At 65.2% G+C, this 19,367-nt stretch carries 17 protein-coding genes; 1 reads left to right on the top strand and 16 read right to left on the bottom strand.

Translation table 11 applies throughout. The annotated features are described in order from the left end of the window. The first annotated feature begins 2 nt into the window (after nucleotides 1–2). Nucleotides 3–551 carry a crossover junction endodeoxyribonuclease RuvC gene (ruvC, locus tag WH265_RS22715; RefSeq protein WP_182343568.1) on the top strand — a complete coding sequence of 183 codons (549 nt, stop codon included), beginning with the start codon at nucleotides 3–5 and terminating at the stop codon, nucleotides 549–551. A 254-nt stretch (nucleotides 552–805) separates the two neighbouring features. Here the strand turns inward: ruvC and WH265_RS22720 are convergent, their stop codons facing one another. From WH265_RS22720 to ftsL, 16 genes are all read right to left on the bottom strand, one after another. Next, nucleotides 806–1,291 (bottom strand): RcnB family protein, encoded by a 486-nt coding sequence (locus WH265_RS22720; RefSeq protein ID WP_021026174.1) that lies wholly within the window; start codon nucleotides 1,289–1,291, stop codon nucleotides 806–808. A 255-nt stretch (nucleotides 1,292–1,546) separates the two neighbouring features. Next, nucleotides 1,547–1,723, bottom strand: a complete 177-nt coding sequence (locus WH265_RS22725; RefSeq protein WP_021026173.1) for a hypothetical protein — start codon at nucleotides 1,721–1,723, stop codon at nucleotides 1,547–1,549. 15 nt (nucleotides 1,724–1,738) lie between these two features. After that, nucleotides 1,739–2,662, bottom strand: coding sequence for a UDP-3-O-acyl-N-acetylglucosamine deacetylase (gene lpxC, locus WH265_RS22730; RefSeq protein WP_021026172.1), 924 nt, complete (start codon nucleotides 2,660–2,662; stop codon nucleotides 1,739–1,741). A 277-nt stretch (nucleotides 2,663–2,939) separates the two neighbouring features. Then, entirely contained in the window at nucleotides 2,940–4,187 is a 1,248-nt protein-coding gene (gene ftsZ / locus WH265_RS22735; protein ID WP_021026171.1) for a cell division protein FtsZ, read from the bottom strand. 165 nt (nucleotides 4,188–4,352) lie between these two features. Then, nucleotides 4,353–5,582: a cell division protein FtsA gene (gene ftsA / locus WH265_RS22740; RefSeq protein ID WP_021026170.1), complete on the bottom strand. Its 1,230-nt coding sequence runs from the start codon at nucleotides 5,580–5,582 to the stop codon at nucleotides 4,353–4,355. A 59-nt stretch (nucleotides 5,583–5,641) separates the two neighbouring features. Next, nucleotides 5,642–6,427 carry a cell division protein FtsQ/DivIB gene (locus WH265_RS22745; RefSeq protein ID WP_232539438.1) on the bottom strand — a complete coding sequence of 262 codons (786 nt, stop codon included), beginning with the start codon at nucleotides 6,425–6,427 and terminating at the stop codon, nucleotides 5,642–5,644. Between the two features lie 30 nt (nucleotides 6,428–6,457). Further along, entirely contained in the window at nucleotides 6,458–7,432 is a 975-nt protein-coding gene (locus WH265_RS22750; RefSeq protein ID WP_445228571.1) for a D-alanine--D-alanine ligase, read from the bottom strand. Then, nucleotides 7,429–8,862 carry a UDP-N-acetylmuramate--L-alanine ligase gene (gene murC, locus WH265_RS22755; protein ID WP_339559750.1) on the bottom strand — a complete coding sequence of 478 codons (1,434 nt, stop codon included), beginning with the start codon at nucleotides 8,860–8,862 and terminating at the stop codon, nucleotides 7,429–7,431. The genes WH265_RS22750 and murC overlap by 4 nt, the downstream gene beginning before the upstream one ends. Next, nucleotides 8,859–9,923 carry an undecaprenyldiphospho-muramoylpentapeptide beta-N-acetylglucosaminyltransferase gene (gene murG / locus WH265_RS22760; protein ID WP_339559751.1) on the bottom strand — a complete coding sequence of 355 codons (1,065 nt, stop codon included), beginning with the start codon at nucleotides 9,921–9,923 and terminating at the stop codon, nucleotides 8,859–8,861. The genes murC and murG overlap by 4 nt, the downstream gene beginning before the upstream one ends. After that, nucleotides 9,920–11,188 carry a putative lipid II flippase FtsW gene (gene ftsW, locus WH265_RS22765; RefSeq protein WP_021026165.1) on the bottom strand — a complete coding sequence of 423 codons (1,269 nt, stop codon included), beginning with the start codon at nucleotides 11,186–11,188 and terminating at the stop codon, nucleotides 9,920–9,922. The genes murG and ftsW overlap by 4 nt, the downstream gene beginning before the upstream one ends. After that, complete coding sequence (murD, locus tag WH265_RS22770; RefSeq protein ID WP_339559752.1) at nucleotides 11,185–13,185, bottom strand: UDP-N-acetylmuramoyl-L-alanine--D-glutamate ligase; 2,001 nt, start codon at nucleotides 13,183–13,185, stop codon at nucleotides 11,185–11,187. Before murD ends, ftsW begins: the two co-directional genes overlap by 4 nt. A 5-nt stretch (nucleotides 13,186–13,190) precedes the next feature. Beyond that, nucleotides 13,191–14,369, bottom strand: a complete 1,179-nt coding sequence (gene mraY, locus WH265_RS22775) for a phospho-N-acetylmuramoyl-pentapeptide-transferase (protein ID WP_339519706.1) — start codon at nucleotides 14,367–14,369, stop codon at nucleotides 13,191–13,193. After that, the gene (locus WH265_RS22780) at nucleotides 14,363–15,778 is read right to left on the bottom strand and encodes a UDP-N-acetylmuramoyl-tripeptide--D-alanyl-D-alanine ligase (protein ID WP_339519837.1); all 1,416 of its coding nucleotides are present in this window, start codon (nucleotides 15,776–15,778) and stop codon (nucleotides 14,363–14,365) included. The genes mraY and WH265_RS22780 overlap by 7 nt, the downstream gene beginning before the upstream one ends. Before the next feature lie 2 nt (nucleotides 15,779–15,780). Then, nucleotides 15,781–17,328 (bottom strand): UDP-N-acetylmuramoyl-L-alanyl-D-glutamate--2,6-diaminopimelate ligase, encoded by a 1,548-nt coding sequence (locus WH265_RS22785; protein ID WP_339559753.1) that lies wholly within the window; start codon nucleotides 17,326–17,328, stop codon nucleotides 15,781–15,783. Beyond that, a complete protein-coding gene (locus WH265_RS22790) occupies nucleotides 17,325–19,070 on the bottom strand; it encodes a peptidoglycan D,D-transpeptidase FtsI family protein (RefSeq protein WP_021026160.1) in 1,746 nt (581 codons plus the stop codon). The genes WH265_RS22785 and WH265_RS22790 overlap by 4 nt, the downstream gene beginning before the upstream one ends. Further along, a complete protein-coding gene (gene ftsL / locus WH265_RS22795) occupies nucleotides 19,067–19,351 on the bottom strand; it encodes a cell division protein FtsL (protein WP_027010728.1) in 285 nt (94 codons plus the stop codon). Before ftsL ends, WH265_RS22790 begins: the two co-directional genes overlap by 4 nt. Nucleotides 19,352–19,367 lie beyond the last annotated feature (16 nt).

Raw genomic sequence — 19,367 nt, forward strand, 5'->3', positions numbered from 1 at the left:
GCATGAGAATCCTTGGCATCGACCCTGGCTTGCAAACCACCGGCTTTGGCGTCATCGACGTCGATGGCCAGCGCCTGTCCTATGTGGCCAGCGGCACCATCCGCACCACCACGCTGAACCTGGGTGACCTGCCCGGCCGCCTGAAGATGATCTTTGACGGTATCTGCGAAGTCAGCCAGCGCTACCAGCCCGACATGGCCTCGGTGGAAATCGTGTTCGTCAACGTCAACCCCCAGTCCACCCTGCTGCTGGGCCAGGCCCGGGGCTGCGCGCTGACGGCGCTGGTGTCGCAGAACCTGCCGGTTGCCGAGTACACCGCGCTGCAGATGAAAAAAGCCGTGGTCGGCCATGGGCGCGCTGCCAAGAACCAGATCCAGGAGATGGTGCGCCGCCTGCTGCAGCTGCCTGGCCTGCCCGGCACCGATGCAGCCGATGCGCTGGGCCTGGCGATCACCCATGCCCATGCCGGCCTGGCAATGGCACGCATGGCCGAGGCCAGCCCCTTGCAACGCCGCCAGCACGCGATGTACAAGGCCGGGCGCAGCTACTAGGCGAGCATCCACCGGGTGCCCCTGCGGCCTGGTGAGCCACCCCGCCTGCAGCGCGCAGGCAAAAAAAAACCTGTGCATCGCTAGCGTGCACAGGTCTGGCCGGCTACAGGCTCCTTATGCGTGGATCCGTGCGCTCCGTGAAGCAGCGCTCGGCATAAGGTGCAACCACCAAAGTAAGCTTTGGAGCGTGGCGCCACACAAAGGTTCGTTGTGGGCACCATGCAAACCCTCAATTATCGCGACTTCGCGGCGGCTCAATAACCATTGATGACAATATTGGCGATCAGGCCGGTGCCAATGGCGATAAGCAGGTAGTCACCGCCGTACTGGATCCACTGGTAGCCCCGGGGTGGAGCGCTGAGGCGGTGGCCGCGCCAATCGCCCACCACATAGCTGTAGCCACGGTAGGGTGCGGGCACATAGCCGCCCCGGTACCAGTCATTGCGCGGGCCGATGCCACGGCCCCGGTCTGGCACGACCACGACACGGGGAGGTGGGCGGTGGTCGTGGCGGTAGTCACGGCGCTGCTGCTCGCGGTAGCGGCGGTCCCGCTCGCGTTCACGCTCCCAGCGGCGGTGGTCGGCATGGTCGCGCCGGTCATCGCGCTGGTAATGGCGGTCACCATGGCGTCCATCGGGCTGGGCCTGTGCAGGCGCGCTAAAAGCCAGGGCGCCGGCCAATGCCAGGGCCAGGCTGCCCATGCCGGCCAGGCGGCTAAAACGGCTTCGGTGCTTGTTCATGACGGAATCCTTTCTGATGAACCAGCGGCTGCTGGTGCGAGCGGCAAGCATGCCCCCATGCAGATTTAACGCCTGTCGGCGCGCCATCGTTTACCCAAGGCCGGTGCTGCGCACCGGTATGTGTCATTTGTAAAGTTGGGAAGGAGGCGGCAAAGCCGCATGGGCAGAGGGCTGGGGCCGGTGTTGGCCCGCCCGGGGCAAGCCTGGGTTTACCGCACTTTACCTGTCGCGCGGCCTGCCCAAGGCCGGTCTGGCTCAGACCATGCGGCCGACAAAGAGCACCGCAAAGAAGGCCAGGCCCGCGACCACGGTCCATTTGACCAGCAGCAGGGACCACTGGCGGTAGCGGCGCTGGCCGGTGCCCAGGTAAAAGCAAAAGCTGAGGGCTGCCATCAGCACCAGCAGCATGAAGATCCAGCGAAACAGCAGCATCCGTGCAGCCCAGACTTACCAGGCCAGCGCAGACTGCGCAAAGCCCTGCGGGGCTTCGCGCACATGGTCAAAGGTGACGATGTCCCAGGCATCCTGGCGCTGCATCAGCTCGCGCAGCAGCAGGTTGTTGAGGCCATGGCCCGAGCGGAACGCGCTGTAGGCGGCCAGCAAGGGATAGCCCACGATGTAGAGGTCACCGATGGCATCGAGGATCTTGTGTTTGACGAACTCGTCGTCATAGCGCAAGCCGTCGCTGTTGAGCACCTTGTAGTCGTCCATGACGATGGCGTTGTCCAGACCACCACCCAATGCCAGGCCGTTGGAGCGCAGCATTTCCACATCCTTGGTAAAGCCAAAGGTGCGGGCGCGGGCAATATCGCGGCTGTAGTTGCCGATGCCCAGGTCGAACTCATAGGTCTGGCCGGTGGAATCCACCGCCGGGTGCGAGAAGTCGATCTCGAAACGCAGCTTGTAGCCATGGTAGGGGTCCAGGCGCGCCCACTTTTGCGCAGCGCCCTCGCCCTGGCGGATTTCGACCGGCTTGGTCAGGCGCAAAAAGCGCTTAGGCGCGTTTTGCAGCTCGATACCGGCGCTCTGCAGCAAAAACACAAAGGAGGCCGACGATCCGTCGAGAATCGGGATTTCCTCGGCCGTCACGTCGATATAGAGGTTGTCGATGCCCAGGCCGGCGCAGGCCGACATCACATGCTCCACCGTATGGATGCGCACATCACCCTTGCCCAGGGTCGAGGCCATGCGGGTGTCCACCACCGCTTCGGCGTTGACGGGGATATCGACCGGCTCGGGCAGGTCCACCCGGCGAAACACAATGCCCGTATTGGGTTGTGCAGGGCGCAAGGTGAGCTCGACCCGCTGGCCGCTGTGCAGGCCCACGCCCACGGCACGGGTTAAAGACTTGATGGTTCGTTGCTGGAGCATAACTCGTTGATTTTACGCCGTACGCCCGCTTGGGACGCGCAAAAATGCCAATCACCCAGATAGTGCAAGCCTTGTAGGACAAACACTTGCCTTGCCGGCCAATCTGTGCACAAAGCCGCTACCCCCGTGCTTGCACGGACAGCGGACGGGACAACGAACAACCACGCAGCCCTCTAATAACAACGCGCTGAACCCCTGAAAGGTTTCAGCGCGTTGTCTTCAAAGCCCGGTCCATCCCAGAGGCTGGACTGGCTTCAACGAAAGCCCCGCAAGGCGATCAGTCCGCCTGCTTGCGCAGGAAGGCGGGGATCTCCAGGTCTTCCATGCCGCTCGAAGACATCGCATCGACGCGAGCCGAAGCCGCATTGCGGCCGGTGCGCCAGACCGAGGGGGTCTTCTTGTCGGCAAAGTCGTTGGCAAAGGCATTGCCCATGGGCACCGCATTTTGCACACCCAGACCCGAGACGGGGCTGTTGACCGACTGGGGCGTGTAGGCGATGTCGTCGGTACCGGTACGCAGACCTGCGCTGCCCTGGATCACCGAGATCGGCTGGCGCTTGGCCACGGGACGGGACAGGCCGGTGGCCAGCACGGTCACGCGGATCTCGTCGCCCAGGGTTTCGTCGTAAGCCGCGCCGAAGATGACATGCGACTCTGGCGAGGCGTAGGCATTGATGGTGCTCATGGCCTGGCGCGATTCGGCCAGCTTCAGGCTGCCCTTGGTCGCGGTCACCAGCACCAGGATGCCCTTGGCGCCCGACAGATCGATGCCTTCCAGCAGTGGGCAAGCAACCGCTTGTTCCGCAGCGATGCGTGCACGGTCCGGGCCGCTGGCCGTTGCCGTACCCATCATCGCCTTGCCGGGCTCGCTCATCACGGTCTTCACGTCGGCAAAGTCGACGTTGATGTAGCCGTGGTCGTTGATGATCTCGGAGATGCCGCCCACGGCGTTCTTCAGCACATCGTTGGCATGGGCAAAGGCCTGGTCCTGGGTGATGTCGTCGCCCAGCACATCGAGCAGCTTCTCGTTGAGCACCACGATCAGCGAATCCACATTGGCTTCGAGCTCGCTCAGGCCGCCATCGGCATTGGACATGCGGCGCTTGCCTTCCCATTCGAAGGGCTTGGTCACCACGCCCACGGTCAGGATGCCCATTTCCTTGGCGACGCGAGCGATCACAGGGGCAGCACCGGTACCGGTGCCACCACCCATGCCGGCGGTGATGAACAGCATGTGCGAGCCCACGATCGCAGCGCGGATGTCCTCGATCGCGGATTCGGCAGCCTCGCGGCCGTTCTCAGGCTTGCTGCCCGCGCCCAGGCCGGTCTCTCCCAGCTGGATCACGCGGTGGGCATGGCAACGCTCCAGCGCTTGCGCATCGGTGTTGGCCGAAATGAATTCGACACCTTGCACGCTGTTGGCGATCATGTGCTCGACCGCATTGCCACCACCGCCACCGACGCCGATCACCTTGATCTGGGTGCCTTGGTTGAATGTGTTGCCTTCATACATTTCGATGGTCATTGCCTGCTCCTCTCGCTCTCGCGTCAATTTGGAAAAAATGGTCTACGGATAATTCACTCTTTAATGAACATTGGTTGCTTGGTGGCCCTTTAGGTCTCCAAGGGTCATACCCTTTGAGCCTTGAAGGGCCGCTTTGCGCCAGCCAACAAGGGGTGTCATGCATGGTTAAAAGTTCCCCACAATAAAGTCCTTCAAACGCCCAAATGCCGATTTCACCGAACCGGACTTCTGGGCCACCTTGTAGCCACGCATGCGGGCCATGCGGGCCTCTTCCAGCAGGCCCATGACGGTGGCAGCACGCGGCTGCGCAACCATCTCGGCCAGGGTGCCGGAATACTTGGGAATGCCGCGTCGCACGGGCTTGAGGAAGATGTCTTCCCCCAGCTCCACCATGCCCGGCATCACCGCGCTGCCGCCCGTCAGCACAATGCCCGACGACAGCACCTCCTCATAACCAGACTCGCGGATGACTTGCTGCACCAGCGAGAAAATTTCTTCGACGCGTGGCTCGATCACGCCGGCCAGCGCCTGCTTGCTCAACAGGCGCGGGCCCCGGTCACCCAGACCGGGCACATCCACCTGCGTGTCCGGATCGGCCAGCAGCTGCTTGGCGCAGCCGCTCTCGACCTTGATGTCCTCGGCGTCCTTGGTCGGCGTGCGCAGCGCCATCGCGATGTCGCTGGTGATCAGGTCACCGGCAATCGGGATCACCGCCGTGTGGCGGATCGCGCCACCGGTGAAGATCGACACATCGGTGGTACCCGCGCCGATATCGACCACGCACACGCCCAGCTCACGCTCGTCATCGGTCAGCACCGCCTGGCTGGAGGCGAGCGGGTTGAGCAGCAGCTGCTCGACTTCCAGCCCGCAGCGGCGCACACATTTGATGATGTTCTCGGCCGCGCTTTGCGCCCCGGTCACAATATGGATCTTGGACTCCAGGCGCAGACCGCTCATGCCGATGGGCTCGCGCACATCCTGGCCGTCGATCGCAAACTCCTGGGGCTCGACCAGCAGCAGGCGCTGGTCCGAGGGAATATTGATCGCCTTGGCGGTGTCGAGCACGCGCGCCACATCGGCGGCCGAGACTTCCTTGTCCTTGACCGCCACCATGCCGCTGGAATTGATGCCGCGGATATGGCTGCCGGTGATGCCGGTGTAGACGCGCTGGATGTTCAGGTCGGCCATCAGCTCGGCCTCCTTGAGCGCCTGCTGGATGCTCTGCACCGTCGCATCGATGTTCACCACCACACCGCGCTTGAGCCCGTTGCTGGGCGCCACGCCCAGCCCTGCCAGCTTGAGCTCGCCATTGCCCAGCACCTCGGCGACGACCACCATGATCTTGGCGGTGCCGATGTCCAGGCCGACGACCACGTCTTTGCTATCTCGCGCCATAGTCAGTAGCCCTCGCTGATCAAGTGATTGGTATGGTTCATGTTTCGCATCTCTGTGTTTTATTTTTTGACTGGCGCCCGGCCCGCTGCCGAGGTGCCCGTGGTCACCCCTTGCATGCGCACCGCATAGCCCCCGGCATGGCGCAGATCCGCCGACGTCAGCGATGCCACGCTGCGTCTGTAGGTACCGGTGACTTCAGGCAAAGATTCAACAAATTTACGTACCCGCTCGCTCAGGACATCCTCCCGGCCCTGGCCCATCTCGATGACTGCGCCCGACTGCAAGGTGGCCTTCCAGCTGCCGCTGTTCGACTCGGCCAGCGCCACCAGCGCGTTGTCGAGCTTGGCGTAGATGGGCGCGAGCGCGCGGAACATGGCCAGCACCTCTTGCGAGCGCCCAGCCGGGCCCGACAGGTGCGGCAGATGCAGCAGATCGGGGTCGGCCGAGTCGCCTTCAAACATCTGGCCTTCGCTGTTGAGCAAGCGGGACTCGCCCTCCGCGCCCCAGATCGCCGTGGCATCCTGCTCGGTGATCGTCACCGCCAAGGTGCTGGGGAACTCGCGCTTGATGCGCGCCTGGCGCACCCAGGGCGCCTGCTCGAAGATACGGCGCGTCTCATCGAGGTCCATCGTGAAGAAGTTGCCCTTCAAGGACGGCATCACATTGGCCTGCAGCGACACGGCGCTGTTGTGTTCGAGCTCGCCCTGCACCACGATGCGCGCAATGCTCAGCGCCGGATGGTGGATGGCCCAGCGCACCCCAGCCAGCACCAGCAACGCGCCGCAGCCAAGGAACAATGCCGTGGCCAGCATGTTCATCAGCTTGACGTCGAAGGGGACTGGCATGGTCTGCTCCATGGATCTCATCTCCTTGTCTTAGAGCTCCGCACCCTGGGCCGCATCGCTCGATGCATGGGCCAGCAGGTACAAACACAGGTCTTCATAGCTCATGCCGGTGGCACGGGCCGCCATCGGCACCAGCGAATGGCTGGTCATGCCCGGCGAGGTATTGATCTCCAGCAGGAACAGCTGCTGGTCCGAAGCCCGCACCATCACATCGGCACGCGACCAGCCCCGGCAGCCCAGGGTGCGGAAGGCCTTTTCCGCCAGGTCGCGGATCGCCGCTTCCATCTCGCCAGGCAGCTCGCTGGGGCAGAAATACTGGGTGGTGTCGGTGAAGTACTTGTTCTGGTAGTCGTAGTTGCCTTCGGGCGCGACGATCTTGATCACCGGCAGTGCCTTGGCGCTGCGGCCCTGGCCCAGCACCGCGCAGGTGGTCTCCATGCCCTCGATGAACTGCTCGCACAGCACTTCGGGGTCGTAGCGCGAGGCCAGCGCATAGGCCTGGGCGCATTCTTCGGGGCTGCTGATCTTGGACAGGCCAATGGTCGAGCCCTCGCGTGCGGGCTTGACGATCATTGGCGCGCCCAGTGCGGCCAGCGCATCGCGCGTGTCCTGCTCGCTGGCGGCCATGCGCCACTCGGGGGTGGACAGGCCTTCAAAGCGCCAGATGCGCTTGGTCATGATCTTGTCCATCGCGATGCTCGAGGCCATCACGCCCGGGCCGGTGTAGGGAATGCCCAGCAGCTCCAGCGCGCCTTGCACCGTGCCATCTTCGCCATGGCGGCCATGCAGCGCGATGAAGCAGCGCGCAAAGCCTTGCTTGCGCAGCTCGCCCAGGTCCTGCTGCGAGGGGTCAAACGCATACGCATCCACCCCCTTGGACTGCAGCGCAGCGAGCACGCCCTTGCCGGACATCAGCGACACCTCGCGCTCTGCCGAGCTCCCGCCCATCAGCACCGCGACCTTGCCCAAGGCCTTCACATCAATGTTTTTCATGGTTTCACTCATACCGCGCTCCCCTGCGGCGCTACACGCTCTTGCCCACCCGCCAATGCCATCACCTTGGCAGCCACCGCACCAATCGATCCCGCGCCCATGCACAGCAGCACGTCGCCGTCCTGCGCCTGGTCCAGAATCTGCTGGGGCAGGCTGCTGATCTGCTCGACAAACACCGGCTCGACCTTGCCAGCCACCCGCACCGCGCGGGCCAGCGCACGGCTGTCGGCCGCCACGATCGGCGCCTCACCGGCGGCATACACCTCGGCCAGCAGCACCGCATCGGCGCCGCCCAGCACCTGGACAAAATCCTCAAAGCAATCCCGCGTGCGGGTGTAGCGGTGCGGCTGGAAGGCCAGCACCAGCCGGCGGCCCGGAAACGCGCCGCGCGCGGCCGCAATGGTGGCAGCCATTTCGACAGGGTGATGTCCGTAATCGTCAATAACCGTCAACTCGCCGCCGTTGGGCAGCTGGGCCTGGCCATAACGCTGAAAACGGCGCCCCACACCCTTGAAGCCTTGCAGCGCCCGCTGCAGCGCTGCGTCATCGATGCCGATGGCAGCCGCCACACTGACCACGGCCAGCGCATTGAGCACGTTGTGCTCGCCAGGCAGGTTCAGCACCACCTCCAGATCGGGCAAGGGCTGGGCCAGGCGGCGCTGCACGGTAAAGCGCATCTGGCCGTTGTCGGCCTGCAGGTTCACAGCGCGGATCTGGGCGTTCTCGCCCAGGCCATAGGTGGTGACCTTGCAGGCCACGCGCTCGATGATGTCGCCAACGGCCGGGCTGTCGATGCAGACCACGGCATTGCCATAAAACGGCATGCGGTTCAAAAAATCGACAAAGGCTGTCTTGAGCCGGCCAAAGTCATGGCCATAGGTGTCCATGTGGTCGGCATCGATGTTCGTGACCACCGCCATCACGGGCAGCAGGTTCAGGAACGAGGCATCGGATTCGTCGGCCTCGACCACGATGTACTCACCACTGCCCAGGCGTGCATTGGCGCCGGCGCTGTTGAGCTTGCCGCCAATGACAAAGGTGGGGTCCAGCCCCGCCTCGGCCAGCACGCTGGTCACCAGGCTGGTGGTCGTCGTCTTACCATGGGTGCCGGCAATCGCGATGCCCTTGCGCAGGCGCATCAGCTCGGCGAGCATCAGCGCGCGCGGCACCACCGGAATTCCCATGGCCCGGGCGGCCACCACTTCGGGGTTGTCGGCCTGCACCGCCGTCGATGTCACCACCGCCTGGGCCTGGGCGATATGCGCCGCATCATGGCCCACAAAGGTGGTGATACCGGCATCGCGCAGATGCGCCATGGTGCTGCTGTCCGACAGGTCCGAGCCCGAGACCACATAGCCCAGGTTGTGCAGCACTTCGGCAATGCCGCTCATGCCGGCACCGCCGATACCTACAAAATGAATGCGTTGGATGGCGTGTTTCATCGTGCCACCTCCACGCAGGCATCCGCCACTGCTTGGGCGGCTTCCAATTTCTGCATTTTCTTTGCCTTTTGGGCCATGTCCACCAGGCCCGTCCGCTGCATATTCTCTAGCATCTGAGCCAGGTTTTCCGGGGTCAGAACGGTTTGTTGCACCAACCAGCCGGCGCCGGCATCCACCAGAAAGCGCGCATTGGCCGTCTGGTGGTCATCCACCGCCGCCGGAAACGGCACAAACACCGCCGCAGCCCCCACGGCAGCCAGCTCGGTCACCGTGCTGGCACCTGCGCGGCAGACAATGACATCGGCATCCGCATAGGCCTTGGCCGCATCGTCGATAAAGGGGGTGAGGCTCGCTTGCACACCAGCGGCTGCGTAATTGGCCTGTAGTGCATCGATCTGCTTGGCGCCGCTTTGGTGCGTGACCACCGGGCGGGTCTCGGGTGCCATCAGCGCCAGCGCCTTAGGGACCACCTCGTTCAAGGCCTTGGCGCCCAGGCTGCCGCCCACCACCAGCAGCTGCAGCGGGCCACTGCGGCCGGCAAAGCGCTCAGCAGGTTCTGGCTGCTGCAGGAACTCGGCGCGCAGCGGGTTGCCCACCCACTGGCCGCCGTCAATCGCATGGGGGAAGGCGCTGAACACGCGCTGTGCCATGCGGGCCAGCAGCTTATTGGCCATGCCCGGCACCGAGTTCTGCTCATGCAGCACGATGGGCACACCGGCCAGCTTGGCCGCCAGGCCGCCGGGCACGGTGATGTAGCCGCCCATGCCCACAACCACATCGGGGCGGACCTTGCGCAGCACGGCGCGCGCCTGCTGCAAGGCCTTCAACAAGCGCAACGGCATGCCGACCAGGGACATGAGCCCCTTGCCACGCACGCCCGAGAACGCCACCCGCTCCAGCGCAAAGCCCTGGGGGGGTACCAGGCGCTCTTCCATGCTGTCGGGCGCGCCCAGCCAGTGCACGGTCCAGCCACGGCTGCGCAGCTCCTGGGCCACGGCCAGGCCGGGGAAAATATGGCCGCCGGTGCCGCCCGCCATGATCAGTGCCGTCTTGCCGCTCATGATCGCGCCCCCCCGGCACCCATGGCTTTGTTTTCGCAATCGATGCGCAGCACGATGGCAATCGCCACCAGGTTCATCAAGATCGCCGAGCCGCCGAAACTCATCAGCGGCAGGGTCAGGCCCTTGGTGGGCAAGGCGCCCAGGTTCACACCGGCATTGATGAAGGTCTGAAAGCCCAGCCAGATCGCAATGCCCTGCGCCACCAGGCCGGAGAAGATGCGGTCCATGCGGATCGCCTGGCGGCCGATCTCGACAATGCGGCGGATCATGAAGAAGAACAGACCCAAGAGCGCAATGATGCCCACTAGGCCCAGCTCCTCGCCGATCACCGCCAGCAAGAAGTCGGTATGCGCCTCGGGCAGCCAGTGCAGCTTCTCGACGCTGCCACCCAGGCCCACGCCAAAGATCTCGCCCCGGCCAATCGCAATCAGCGAATGCGAGAGCTGGTAGCCCTTGCCCAGCGCATGCTTTTCGCTCCAGGGATCGAGGTAGGCAAAAATCCGTTCGCGCCGCCATTCGGAGGTCATCACGATCAGCGCAAAGGCGGCCACCAGCACCAGCGCGATCAGGAAGAACATGCGGGCATTGACGCCGCCCAGGAACAGGATACCCATGGCGATCACGGCGATCACCATGAAGGCGCCCATGTCGGGCTCGGCCAGCAGCAGCGCGCCGACGATACCCACGGCCAGCCCCATCGGCAGCACGGCGCGGAAGAAGCGCTCCTTGACCTCCATCTTGCGCACCATGTAATCGGCGGCATACATGATGACCGCGATCTTGGCCAGCTCGGAGGGCTGGAAGTTCATGATGCCCAGCGACAGCCAGCGGCGCGCGCCATTGACCACCGTGCCCACATGCGGAATCAGCACCGCAATCAGCAACAGGATCGAGGCAATGAACAGCCAGGGCGCCCAGTGCTCCCAGACCTTCATCGGGATCTGGAAGGTGAGCACCGCCGCCACAAAGCCCAGCCCCACACTCATCAGGTGGCGCTGGAAGAAATAGTAATGCGCGATCTTGCCGAAGCGCGGGTTGTCCGGCATCGCGATCGAGGCCGAGAACACCATGACGATGCCCCAGGACAGGATGGCCACCACCAGCCAGATGAGCACCTGGTCGGCACCAAAGATATTGGTGGTGTTCGATGGCGTCTGGCGGTACTCATTGCCACCCACGCGCACCGGCAGGATATCCACAGGCTTTTCCCCGGCCGGCTTGAACCAGCCCGAGAACCTGCTGCGCAGTCCGGTATCGGCGCTCATGGCTGCACCTCCAGGCTGGTACCGCGCTCTTCGGCCAGCGCCGCAACGGCCTGGCAGAAGACTTCGGCGCGGTGGCCGTAGTTTTGGAACATGTCAAAGCTGGCGCAGGCCGGCGACATCAGCACCGCGTCGCCTGCGACCGCCTTCTGGCTGGCCAGCAGCACGGCATCGTCCATGCTGGCTGCGTGCAACATCGGCACACCGGTGTCGGCCAGTGCGGCTTCGATCAGCGGCGCATCGCGGCCAATCAGCACCACGGCGCGCGCATAGCGCAGCACGGGCGCGGCCAGCGGCGAAAAATCCTGGCCCTTGCCCTCACCGCCCAGGATCAGCACGATGCGGCGCTCGGCACCCAGGCCCATCAGCGCGGCCACGGTAGCGCCCACATTGGTGCCCTTGCTGTCGTCAAAATATTCCACATCGCTGACGATGCCGATGGGCTCGACCCGGTGGCGCTCACCGCGGTACTCGCGCAGGCCAAACAGCATCGGCGCAAAACCGGCGCCTGCCGCATGGCCCAGCGCCAGCGCGGCCAGCGCATTCATCGCGTTGTGGCGGCCCCGGATGCGCAGCGCATCGGCGGGCATCAGCCGCTGCAGGAACACATCGTCTGCAGCCGCCTGGTTGCGCTTGTTGCTGGCGCTGTTGCCATCGTCCTGCGCACGCACCAGCCAGGCCATGCCGTTGACCACGTCCAGGCCATAGTCACCCACTTGCGTGGGCAGATCCAGACCAAAGCTGATGTGGGGGCGCAGCTGGGGGCGCTGCAGCTTGACCCGCACCGGTGGCGGCAACATGGCCATCACGGCCGGGTCGTCGCGGTTGAGCACCATCAGCGCATCGCTGCCAAAAATCTTGGCCTTGGCGCCTGCATAGGCCTCCATGCTGCCATGCCAGTCCAGGTGGTCCTGGCTGATATTGAGCACGGTCGCTGCCGTCGGGTTGAAGGCATGCGCATCTTCGAGCTGGAAGCTCGACAGCTCCAGCACCCAGGCCTGGGGCAGGCTCTGGGCATCGATGTGCTGCGACAGCGTATCGAGCAGGCTGGGGCCGATATTGCCGGCCACGGCCGTGGTCATGCCGGCATGCGCGAGCAATTGCCCCGTGAGCGACGTGACCGTGGTCTTGCCATTCGTGCCCGTGATCGCCAGCACCTTGGGCGCATAGCCATGGGCCTGGGCCAGCGACTGCAGGGCCAGGCTGAAAAGATCCAGCTCGCCGCTGACCGGCAAGCCAATGGCGCGCGCCGCATCAACGACGGGGGCTACGGTTTCGGGGCTGAGGCCGGGCGAACGGTAGACCACGCGCACCGGCTGGCCATCGACCAGCGCGGCGGACAAGGCACCGGCGACAAAACGCACCTCCGGCAGCTCGCTGCGCAGCTGCGCCAAATGGGATGGCGCATCGCGCGTATCCGCAACCGTCACCTGGGCGCCGCAACGCACACACCAGCGCGCCATCGCCAGGCCCGAGATACCCAAACCCAGCACCAGCACCTGCTGGCCTTGCAGCGGATGCTCTTGCCCCTGCGGCCACTGGGCCGGCACCGGGGCATAGACCACCTCGGCCTCCTGGGGCTGTACATCCACTGCGGTCACCTCGCTGCTGGCCGCGTCCGACACGCCAGGATCGGCAAAGATCTGCGCGACAAAGGCCGCCGCATCCTTGGCGGCCGTCAGGGTCGACACATCGGGCACGGGGGCCATGTCCACTGCCGAGGCGTCGGCCGGGGGAGTCACTGCAGCATCCGCAGCATCGCCGGCCACCAAGGCTGCAGCATCCGCTGCGGCCTCCAGCGCGGCCTCATCCATCGTCAAGGCCGCATCCGTGGTCGCAAGCGCTGGTGCCTGGGCATCATCGCCAGGCGCTGCCACCTCAGGCTGCAACGCGGCAGGCTGCGCCAGCTCAGCCGCAGCCACCGGCGCTACCGCTGGCGCCAGGGGCGCAGCTGCGGCTTCTGCCAAAGGATCAAGAGGGTGGAGGTGCTCGGTTGACATGGTGCTCACCGCAGCTTCAAGGTAGACAGACCGATCAGACACAGCAGCATCGTGATGATCCAGAAACGCACAACGACCTGGGTTTCACGCCAGCCGCTCTTTTCAAAATGGTGGTGCAAGGGGGCCATCTTCAACAGGCGCCGGCCTTCGCCATAGCGCTTCTTGGTGTACTTGAACCAGACCACCTGCATCATCACCGACACGGCCTCGGCCACAAAGATGCCGCCCATGATGGCCAGCACGATCTCTTGCCGAACGATCACCGCGATCGTGCCCAGCGCGCCGCCCAGCGCCAGCGCGCCCACATCGCCCATGAAGACCTGGGCCGGGTGGGTGTTGAACCACAGGAAGGCCAGGCCCGCGCCGGTCATTGCGCAGCAGAACACCAGCAGCTCACCGGTGCCGCCAATGTGCGGGAACAGCAGGTAGCGCGAGAAATTGACGCTGCCGGTCACATAGGCGAACACGCCCAGGGCCGAGCCCACCATCACCACCGGCATGATGGCCAGGCCGTCCAAACCGTCGGTCAGGTTGACGGCATTGCTGGCGCCCACGATGACCAGGTAGGTCATGATCACAAAGCCCAGCACGCCCAGCGGGTAGTTCACCTGCTTGAAGAAGGGCACCATCAGGCCGGCGTTGGGCGGCAGATCCAGCGAGAAGCCCGACTGCACCCAGTTGACGAACAGGCTCCAGACCTCGGCATTGGTGTTTTCCGAGATGCAGAACACCAGGGCCAGCGCGGAGGCCAGGCCCAGCACCGACTGCCAGAAATACTTTTCGCGCGAGCGCATGCCTTCGGGGTCCTTGTTGACCACCTTGCGCCAGTCATCGACCCAGCCAATGGCACCAAAGCCCCAGGTGACGATCAGCACGATCCAGACAAAGCGGTTGGACAGGTCAAACCACAGCACGGTCGAGATGGTGATCGCCAGCAGGATCAGCACGCCGCCCATCGTGGGGGTGCCGCTCTTGCTCAAATGGCTTTGCATCGCATAGCCCCGGATGGGCTGGCCGATCTTCAGCGCCGACAAGGTGCGGATGACCTTGGGGCCAGCCACCAAGCCGATCACCAGCGCCGTCATCGCCGCCATCACCGCGCGGAAGGTCAGGTACTGGAAGATGCGCAAAAAGCCGAACTCGGGCGAGAGGCTTTGCAACCAGCTGGCGAGCACAATCAGCATGCGGCCTCCTCATGGGCGTTCAGGCCCTTGTCTGCGCACGACTGCATCGCCTGCACCACTTGCTCCATCTTCATGAACCGCGAACCTTTGACCAACACACTGCCCAACTGAGGCATCAACTTGCACACCGCATCCTGCAAGGCAGGCATGCTCTCGAAATGCTGAGCACCCGCACCAAAGGCCTCGGCGGCCGACTGGCTTTGGGCACCCAAAGTAAACAACTGGGCGATGCCATGCTGCCTGGCCAGCGCACCGGCCTCGGCATGGAACTGGGGCCCTTGGTCACCCACCTCGCCCATATCACCCAGCACCAAGAGCTGGGCCGCAGGCAGCTCGGCCAGCACCTCGATCGCGGCTTGCACCGAATCCGGGTTGGCGTTGTAGCTGTCATCGACCACCGTCAGGCTGCGGCCGGCGATGGGCAGGGCCAGCGCGCGCGAACGGCCCTTGACCGGCTCGAACGCCGACAGGCCCTGGGCAATCGCAGCCAGCGGCACACCGGCGGCATGGGCGCAAGCAGCGGCGGCCAAGGCATTGCGCACGTTGTGGCGGCCGGCAATCTGCAGCACCACGGGCGCAGCGCCACCGGGCAGGTGCAGCTGCAAATGCCAGGCACCCTCTTGCCACCGCACATCGCTGGCATAGGCCTGGGCACCATCGGCCTGTTCGCCGAACAGGCAGGTCGCCCGGCCGGCAGCCAGTGCTTGCCACAAGGGGGTGTAGGTATCGCCAGCAGGGAACACCGCCACGCCATCGGCCGGCAGCGCGGCGAGCACGCTGCCGTTTTCGCGGGCCACGGCTTCCACCGTGTGCATGAACTCCTGGTGCTCGCGCTGCGCGTTGTTGACCAGGGCCACCTGGGGCTGCGCCATCGCGGCGAGCACGGCGATTTCGCCAGGGTGGTTCATGCCCAGCTCGACCACGGCAGCGCGGTGCGCAGCCGTCAGGCCCAGCAGGGTCAACGGCACGCCGATCTCGTTGTTCAGGTTGCCACGCGTGGCCCAGGCCGCATCACCCGCATGGGCGCGCAGGATCGAGGCCAGCATCTGGGTCACCGTGGTCTTGCCATTGCTGCCCGTCACCGCAATCAGCGGCAGCGGGAACTGCGCACGCCAGCCCGTGGCCAGCGCGCCCAGCGCCGCCAGGGTATCGGGCACCACAATGCCGGGCAGGCCAGCCTCGGCCGGGTCGGCATGGCACAGTGCGGCCGCTGCACCTGCGGCCTGGGCCTGGGCCAGAAACTGGTTGGCATCAAAGCGCTCGCCCTTGAGCGCCACAAATAAATCGCCCGCCTGCAGGCTGCGCGAGTCCGAATGGACGCGCAGCAGCGGCACAGCACCATCCCCCACCAGCCGGGCCTGGGGGACAAGGGGCTCAATGAAGCCCAGCGCCTGCTGCAGGGTCATCATGCTCATAGTTGTTCTTTCCGCTTGGCCAGCGCAGCATGGGCCTGCGCGGCATCGAGAAAGGGCAGCTTCACGCCGGCCACTTCCTGGTAATCCTCATGGCCCTTGCCAGCCAGCAACACCACATCCTGGCTGGCTGCACGCAGCAGCACCTCTTCGATGGCGGCCGCGCGGTCGGCCTGTACATGCCAATGCGCACTGGGCGTCATGCCGCGCAGAATGTCGTCGATGATGGCCTGGGGCTGCTCGCCGCGCGGGTTGTCGCTGGTCACGACCACCTCGTCGGCACCGGCCTGGGCAATGCGGCCCATCAGCGGGCGCTTGCCGGCATCGCGGTTGCCACCACAGCCAAACACGCACCACAGCTGGCCGCCGCGCTGTACAGCCAGCGGGCGCAGCGCCTGCAAGGCCTTGTCCAGCGCATCGGGGGTGTGGGCGTAATCGATGGCCACCAGCGGCGCACCGGCCTGGCTGACCTGCTCCATGCGGCCGGGCACTGCCGCCAGCACCGCGCAGGCTTGTGCAGCCTGCTGCAAGCTGGCTCCCAGCACGCGCAGGCTGGCCATCACCTGCAGCAGGTTGAGCACGTTGTACTGGCCAATCACCTGGCTGTGCAGCGTCACGGCAGCGCCTTCGGCGCCGGCCTCTACGACCTCGAACACCAGACCACGCTCGCCTGCGCGGATGGCCTGGGCAGACAGACGGGCCTGGCTGGGCTTATCCACGGAGACGGTCCACAGATCGAGTGCGCCGCCGGCCAGGGAGGCCGCCAGTGCCGCGCCCCGGGCGTCGTCCAGGTTGACCACGGCCGATTGAAGGCCGGACCAGTGGAACAGAGCCTCTTTAGCGGCCCAGTAGGCATCCATGCTGCCGTGGTAGTCCAGATGGTCCTGGGTGAAATTCGTGAAGATGGCCAGCCGGATACGGGTGCCAGCCAGGCGGTGCTCGGCAATGCCAATGGACGAAGCCTCGATCGCGCAAGCGCCATAGCCGGCATCGGCAAAGCCGCGGAAGGCGCGTTGCAGCAGCACCGGATCGGGGGTGGTCATGCCGGTCACATCGAGCTGGTGCGGCGGAATGCCCACGCCCAGGGTGCCGACCATCGCGCAGCCCCGGTGCGGCAGCACGCCGGCTTCGCACAGATGGCTCACCGCCTGGGCCAGCCACCAGCTGATGCTGGTCTTGCCATTGGTGCCGGTGACAGCCAGCACATCGAGCTGCTCGCTGGGCTGGCCAAACCAGGCGCTGGCCATCGGGCCGGTGACAGCCTTCAAATCGGCCATCGCAGCAACGGGCATGCCTTGCAGATCAAATTGTTCCAGGCCTGCCTGCTCGACCAGGCAGGCGGCCGCGCCGCGTTGCACGGCCTGGGCCACATAGGCCCGGCCGTCGTTGACGCCGCCGGGCCAGGCGATAAAGGCGTCGCCCGCTTGCACCTGGCGGCTGTCGGTGTGCAGGGTACCGCCACGCACACGCTCGCGCAGCCACTCAACGGCGGCGGCGGTGCTGTGCACCGTGGTCACGGTGGTGGTGTTGTGGGTGGTGGTGATCATAGCGGCTCCTCCACATCGTTGGCCACGATCTGCGGCTTGACCGACATATCGGGCTGCACGCCCATCAGGCGCAGGGTCTGCTGCACCACTTCGCTGAACACCGGGCCAGCGACGGTACCGCCATAAAAGCTGCCCTGGCTGGGCTCGTCGACCATCACGGCCACGATGATGCGCGGGTTCTCGATCGGTGCAATGCCGGTGAACCAGGCGCGGTACTTGCCTGCGGCATAGCCCCGGCCCTGCTGCTTGCGGGCCGTACCCGACTTGCCGCCGATGGAGTAGCCCACAGTCTGCGCCTTCTGGCCGGTACCACCGGGGCCGGCAGCCATCCACAGCATGTGGCGCACCAGCTCGGCGGTCTTCTTCGAGAACACCGGCGTGCCCGCAGGACGGCCCGTGCGCTTGAGCATGGTCGCCGGGATCACATTGCCGTCGTTCGAGAACACGGTGTAGGAGCGCGCCATCTGGAACAGCGAAGCCGACAGGCCGTAGCCGTAGGAGATGGTGGCCTGCTCGACCGGCTTCCAGGTCTTCCAGGGACGCAGGCGGCCACTGGCCGCGCCCGGGAAGGCGATCTGGGGCTTTTGCCCATAACCCAGCGCCGAGTGCACATTCCACATCTCTTGGGGCGTCATCTTCTGCGCCACCTTGAGCGCGCCCACGTTGGAGGACTTCTGGATCACGCCATCCACCGTCAAGGCCCCGTAGTTGTGGGTGTCACTGATCGTGAAGCCGCCAATCGCGTAGCGTCCGGGGGTGGTGTCGATGATCGTGGTGTTCTTGACCCGGCCCAGCTCCAGCGCCGTGCCCACGGTGATGGGCTTCATCGTCGAGCCGGGCTCAAAGGTGTCGGTGATGGCGCGGTTGCGCAGTTGCTCGCCGGTCAGGCGCGAGCGGTTGTTCGGGTCGTAGCTGGGGTAGTTGGCCAGCGCCAGCACTTCGCCGGTGTGGGCATCCATCACCACCACGCTGCCGGCCTTGGCCTTGAAGGCGGCCACCTGGTCGCGCAGCTTCTGGTAGGCAAAGAACTGCACCTTGCTGTCGATGGACAGCTGGATGTCCTGGCCCTCTTGCGGCGGCGTCTCCACGCCGACGCCTTCGACGATGCGGCCCAGGCGGTCCTTGATCACGCGGCGCGAGCCGGCCTTGCCGCCCAGCTCGGTGTTGAAGGCCAGCTCCATGCCTTCCTGGCCCTGGTCTTCCACATTGGTAAAGCCCACGACGTGGGCTGCGGATTCACCTTCGGGGTACTGGCGCTTGTATTCCTTGCGCAGGTAGATGCCCTTGACATCCAGCGCCTTGATCTTCTGCCCGATGTCCCAATCGAGTTGCCGCTTGATCCAGACAAAGGACTTGTCCTCATCGGCCAGCTTGGCATCGAGTTGCGCCAGCGGCATGCCCATCAGCTTGGCGATCTCGCCAATCTTGGCCTTGATCGCCGGATCGGCCTGGTCCACATCTTCAGGAATCGCCCAGATGCTGGCAGCGGGCACGCTGGAGGCCAGAATCAGGCCATTGCGGTCGAGGATGCGGCCCCGGTTGGCCGGCAGCTCGATCGTGCGGGCAAAGCGCACTTCGCCCTGGCGCAGGAAGAAATCGTTGCCGATGACCTGCACATAGGCGGCGCGGCCAATCAGGCCGGTAAAGGCCAGCGCCAGGCCAATCATGATGAAGCGGCTGCGCCACATCGGCGTGCGCTCGGCCAGCAGCGGGCTGGTGGAGTAGCGCATGTCCTTGCTCATGGTGCCACGCCTCCGGTGCCAGGCTCGGGCACATAGACGGTGACGGCCGGCGTCGCCGTCTGCATGCCCCATTTGTCGCGCGCGAGCTGCTCTAGGCGCAGCGGCGTGGCCTGGGCGCGCTTTTCCACCTGCAGGCGCTGGTGGTCCGTCTCCAGCTGGCGCGACTCGGCCAGTGCGCGGTCGAGTTCGGTGAACAGCTTGCGCGATTCATACTGCGACTGCACCAGCGCCATCGCGCTGAGGATCGTCACCATGAGCAGCAGAATGTTCAGGCGCAGCAGCACAGCCACCCCCTGT

This window comes from Comamonas sp. MYb396 (genome assembly GCF_037479555.1).
Classification (GTDB): Bacteria; Pseudomonadota; Gammaproteobacteria; order Burkholderiales; family Burkholderiaceae_C; genus Comamonas.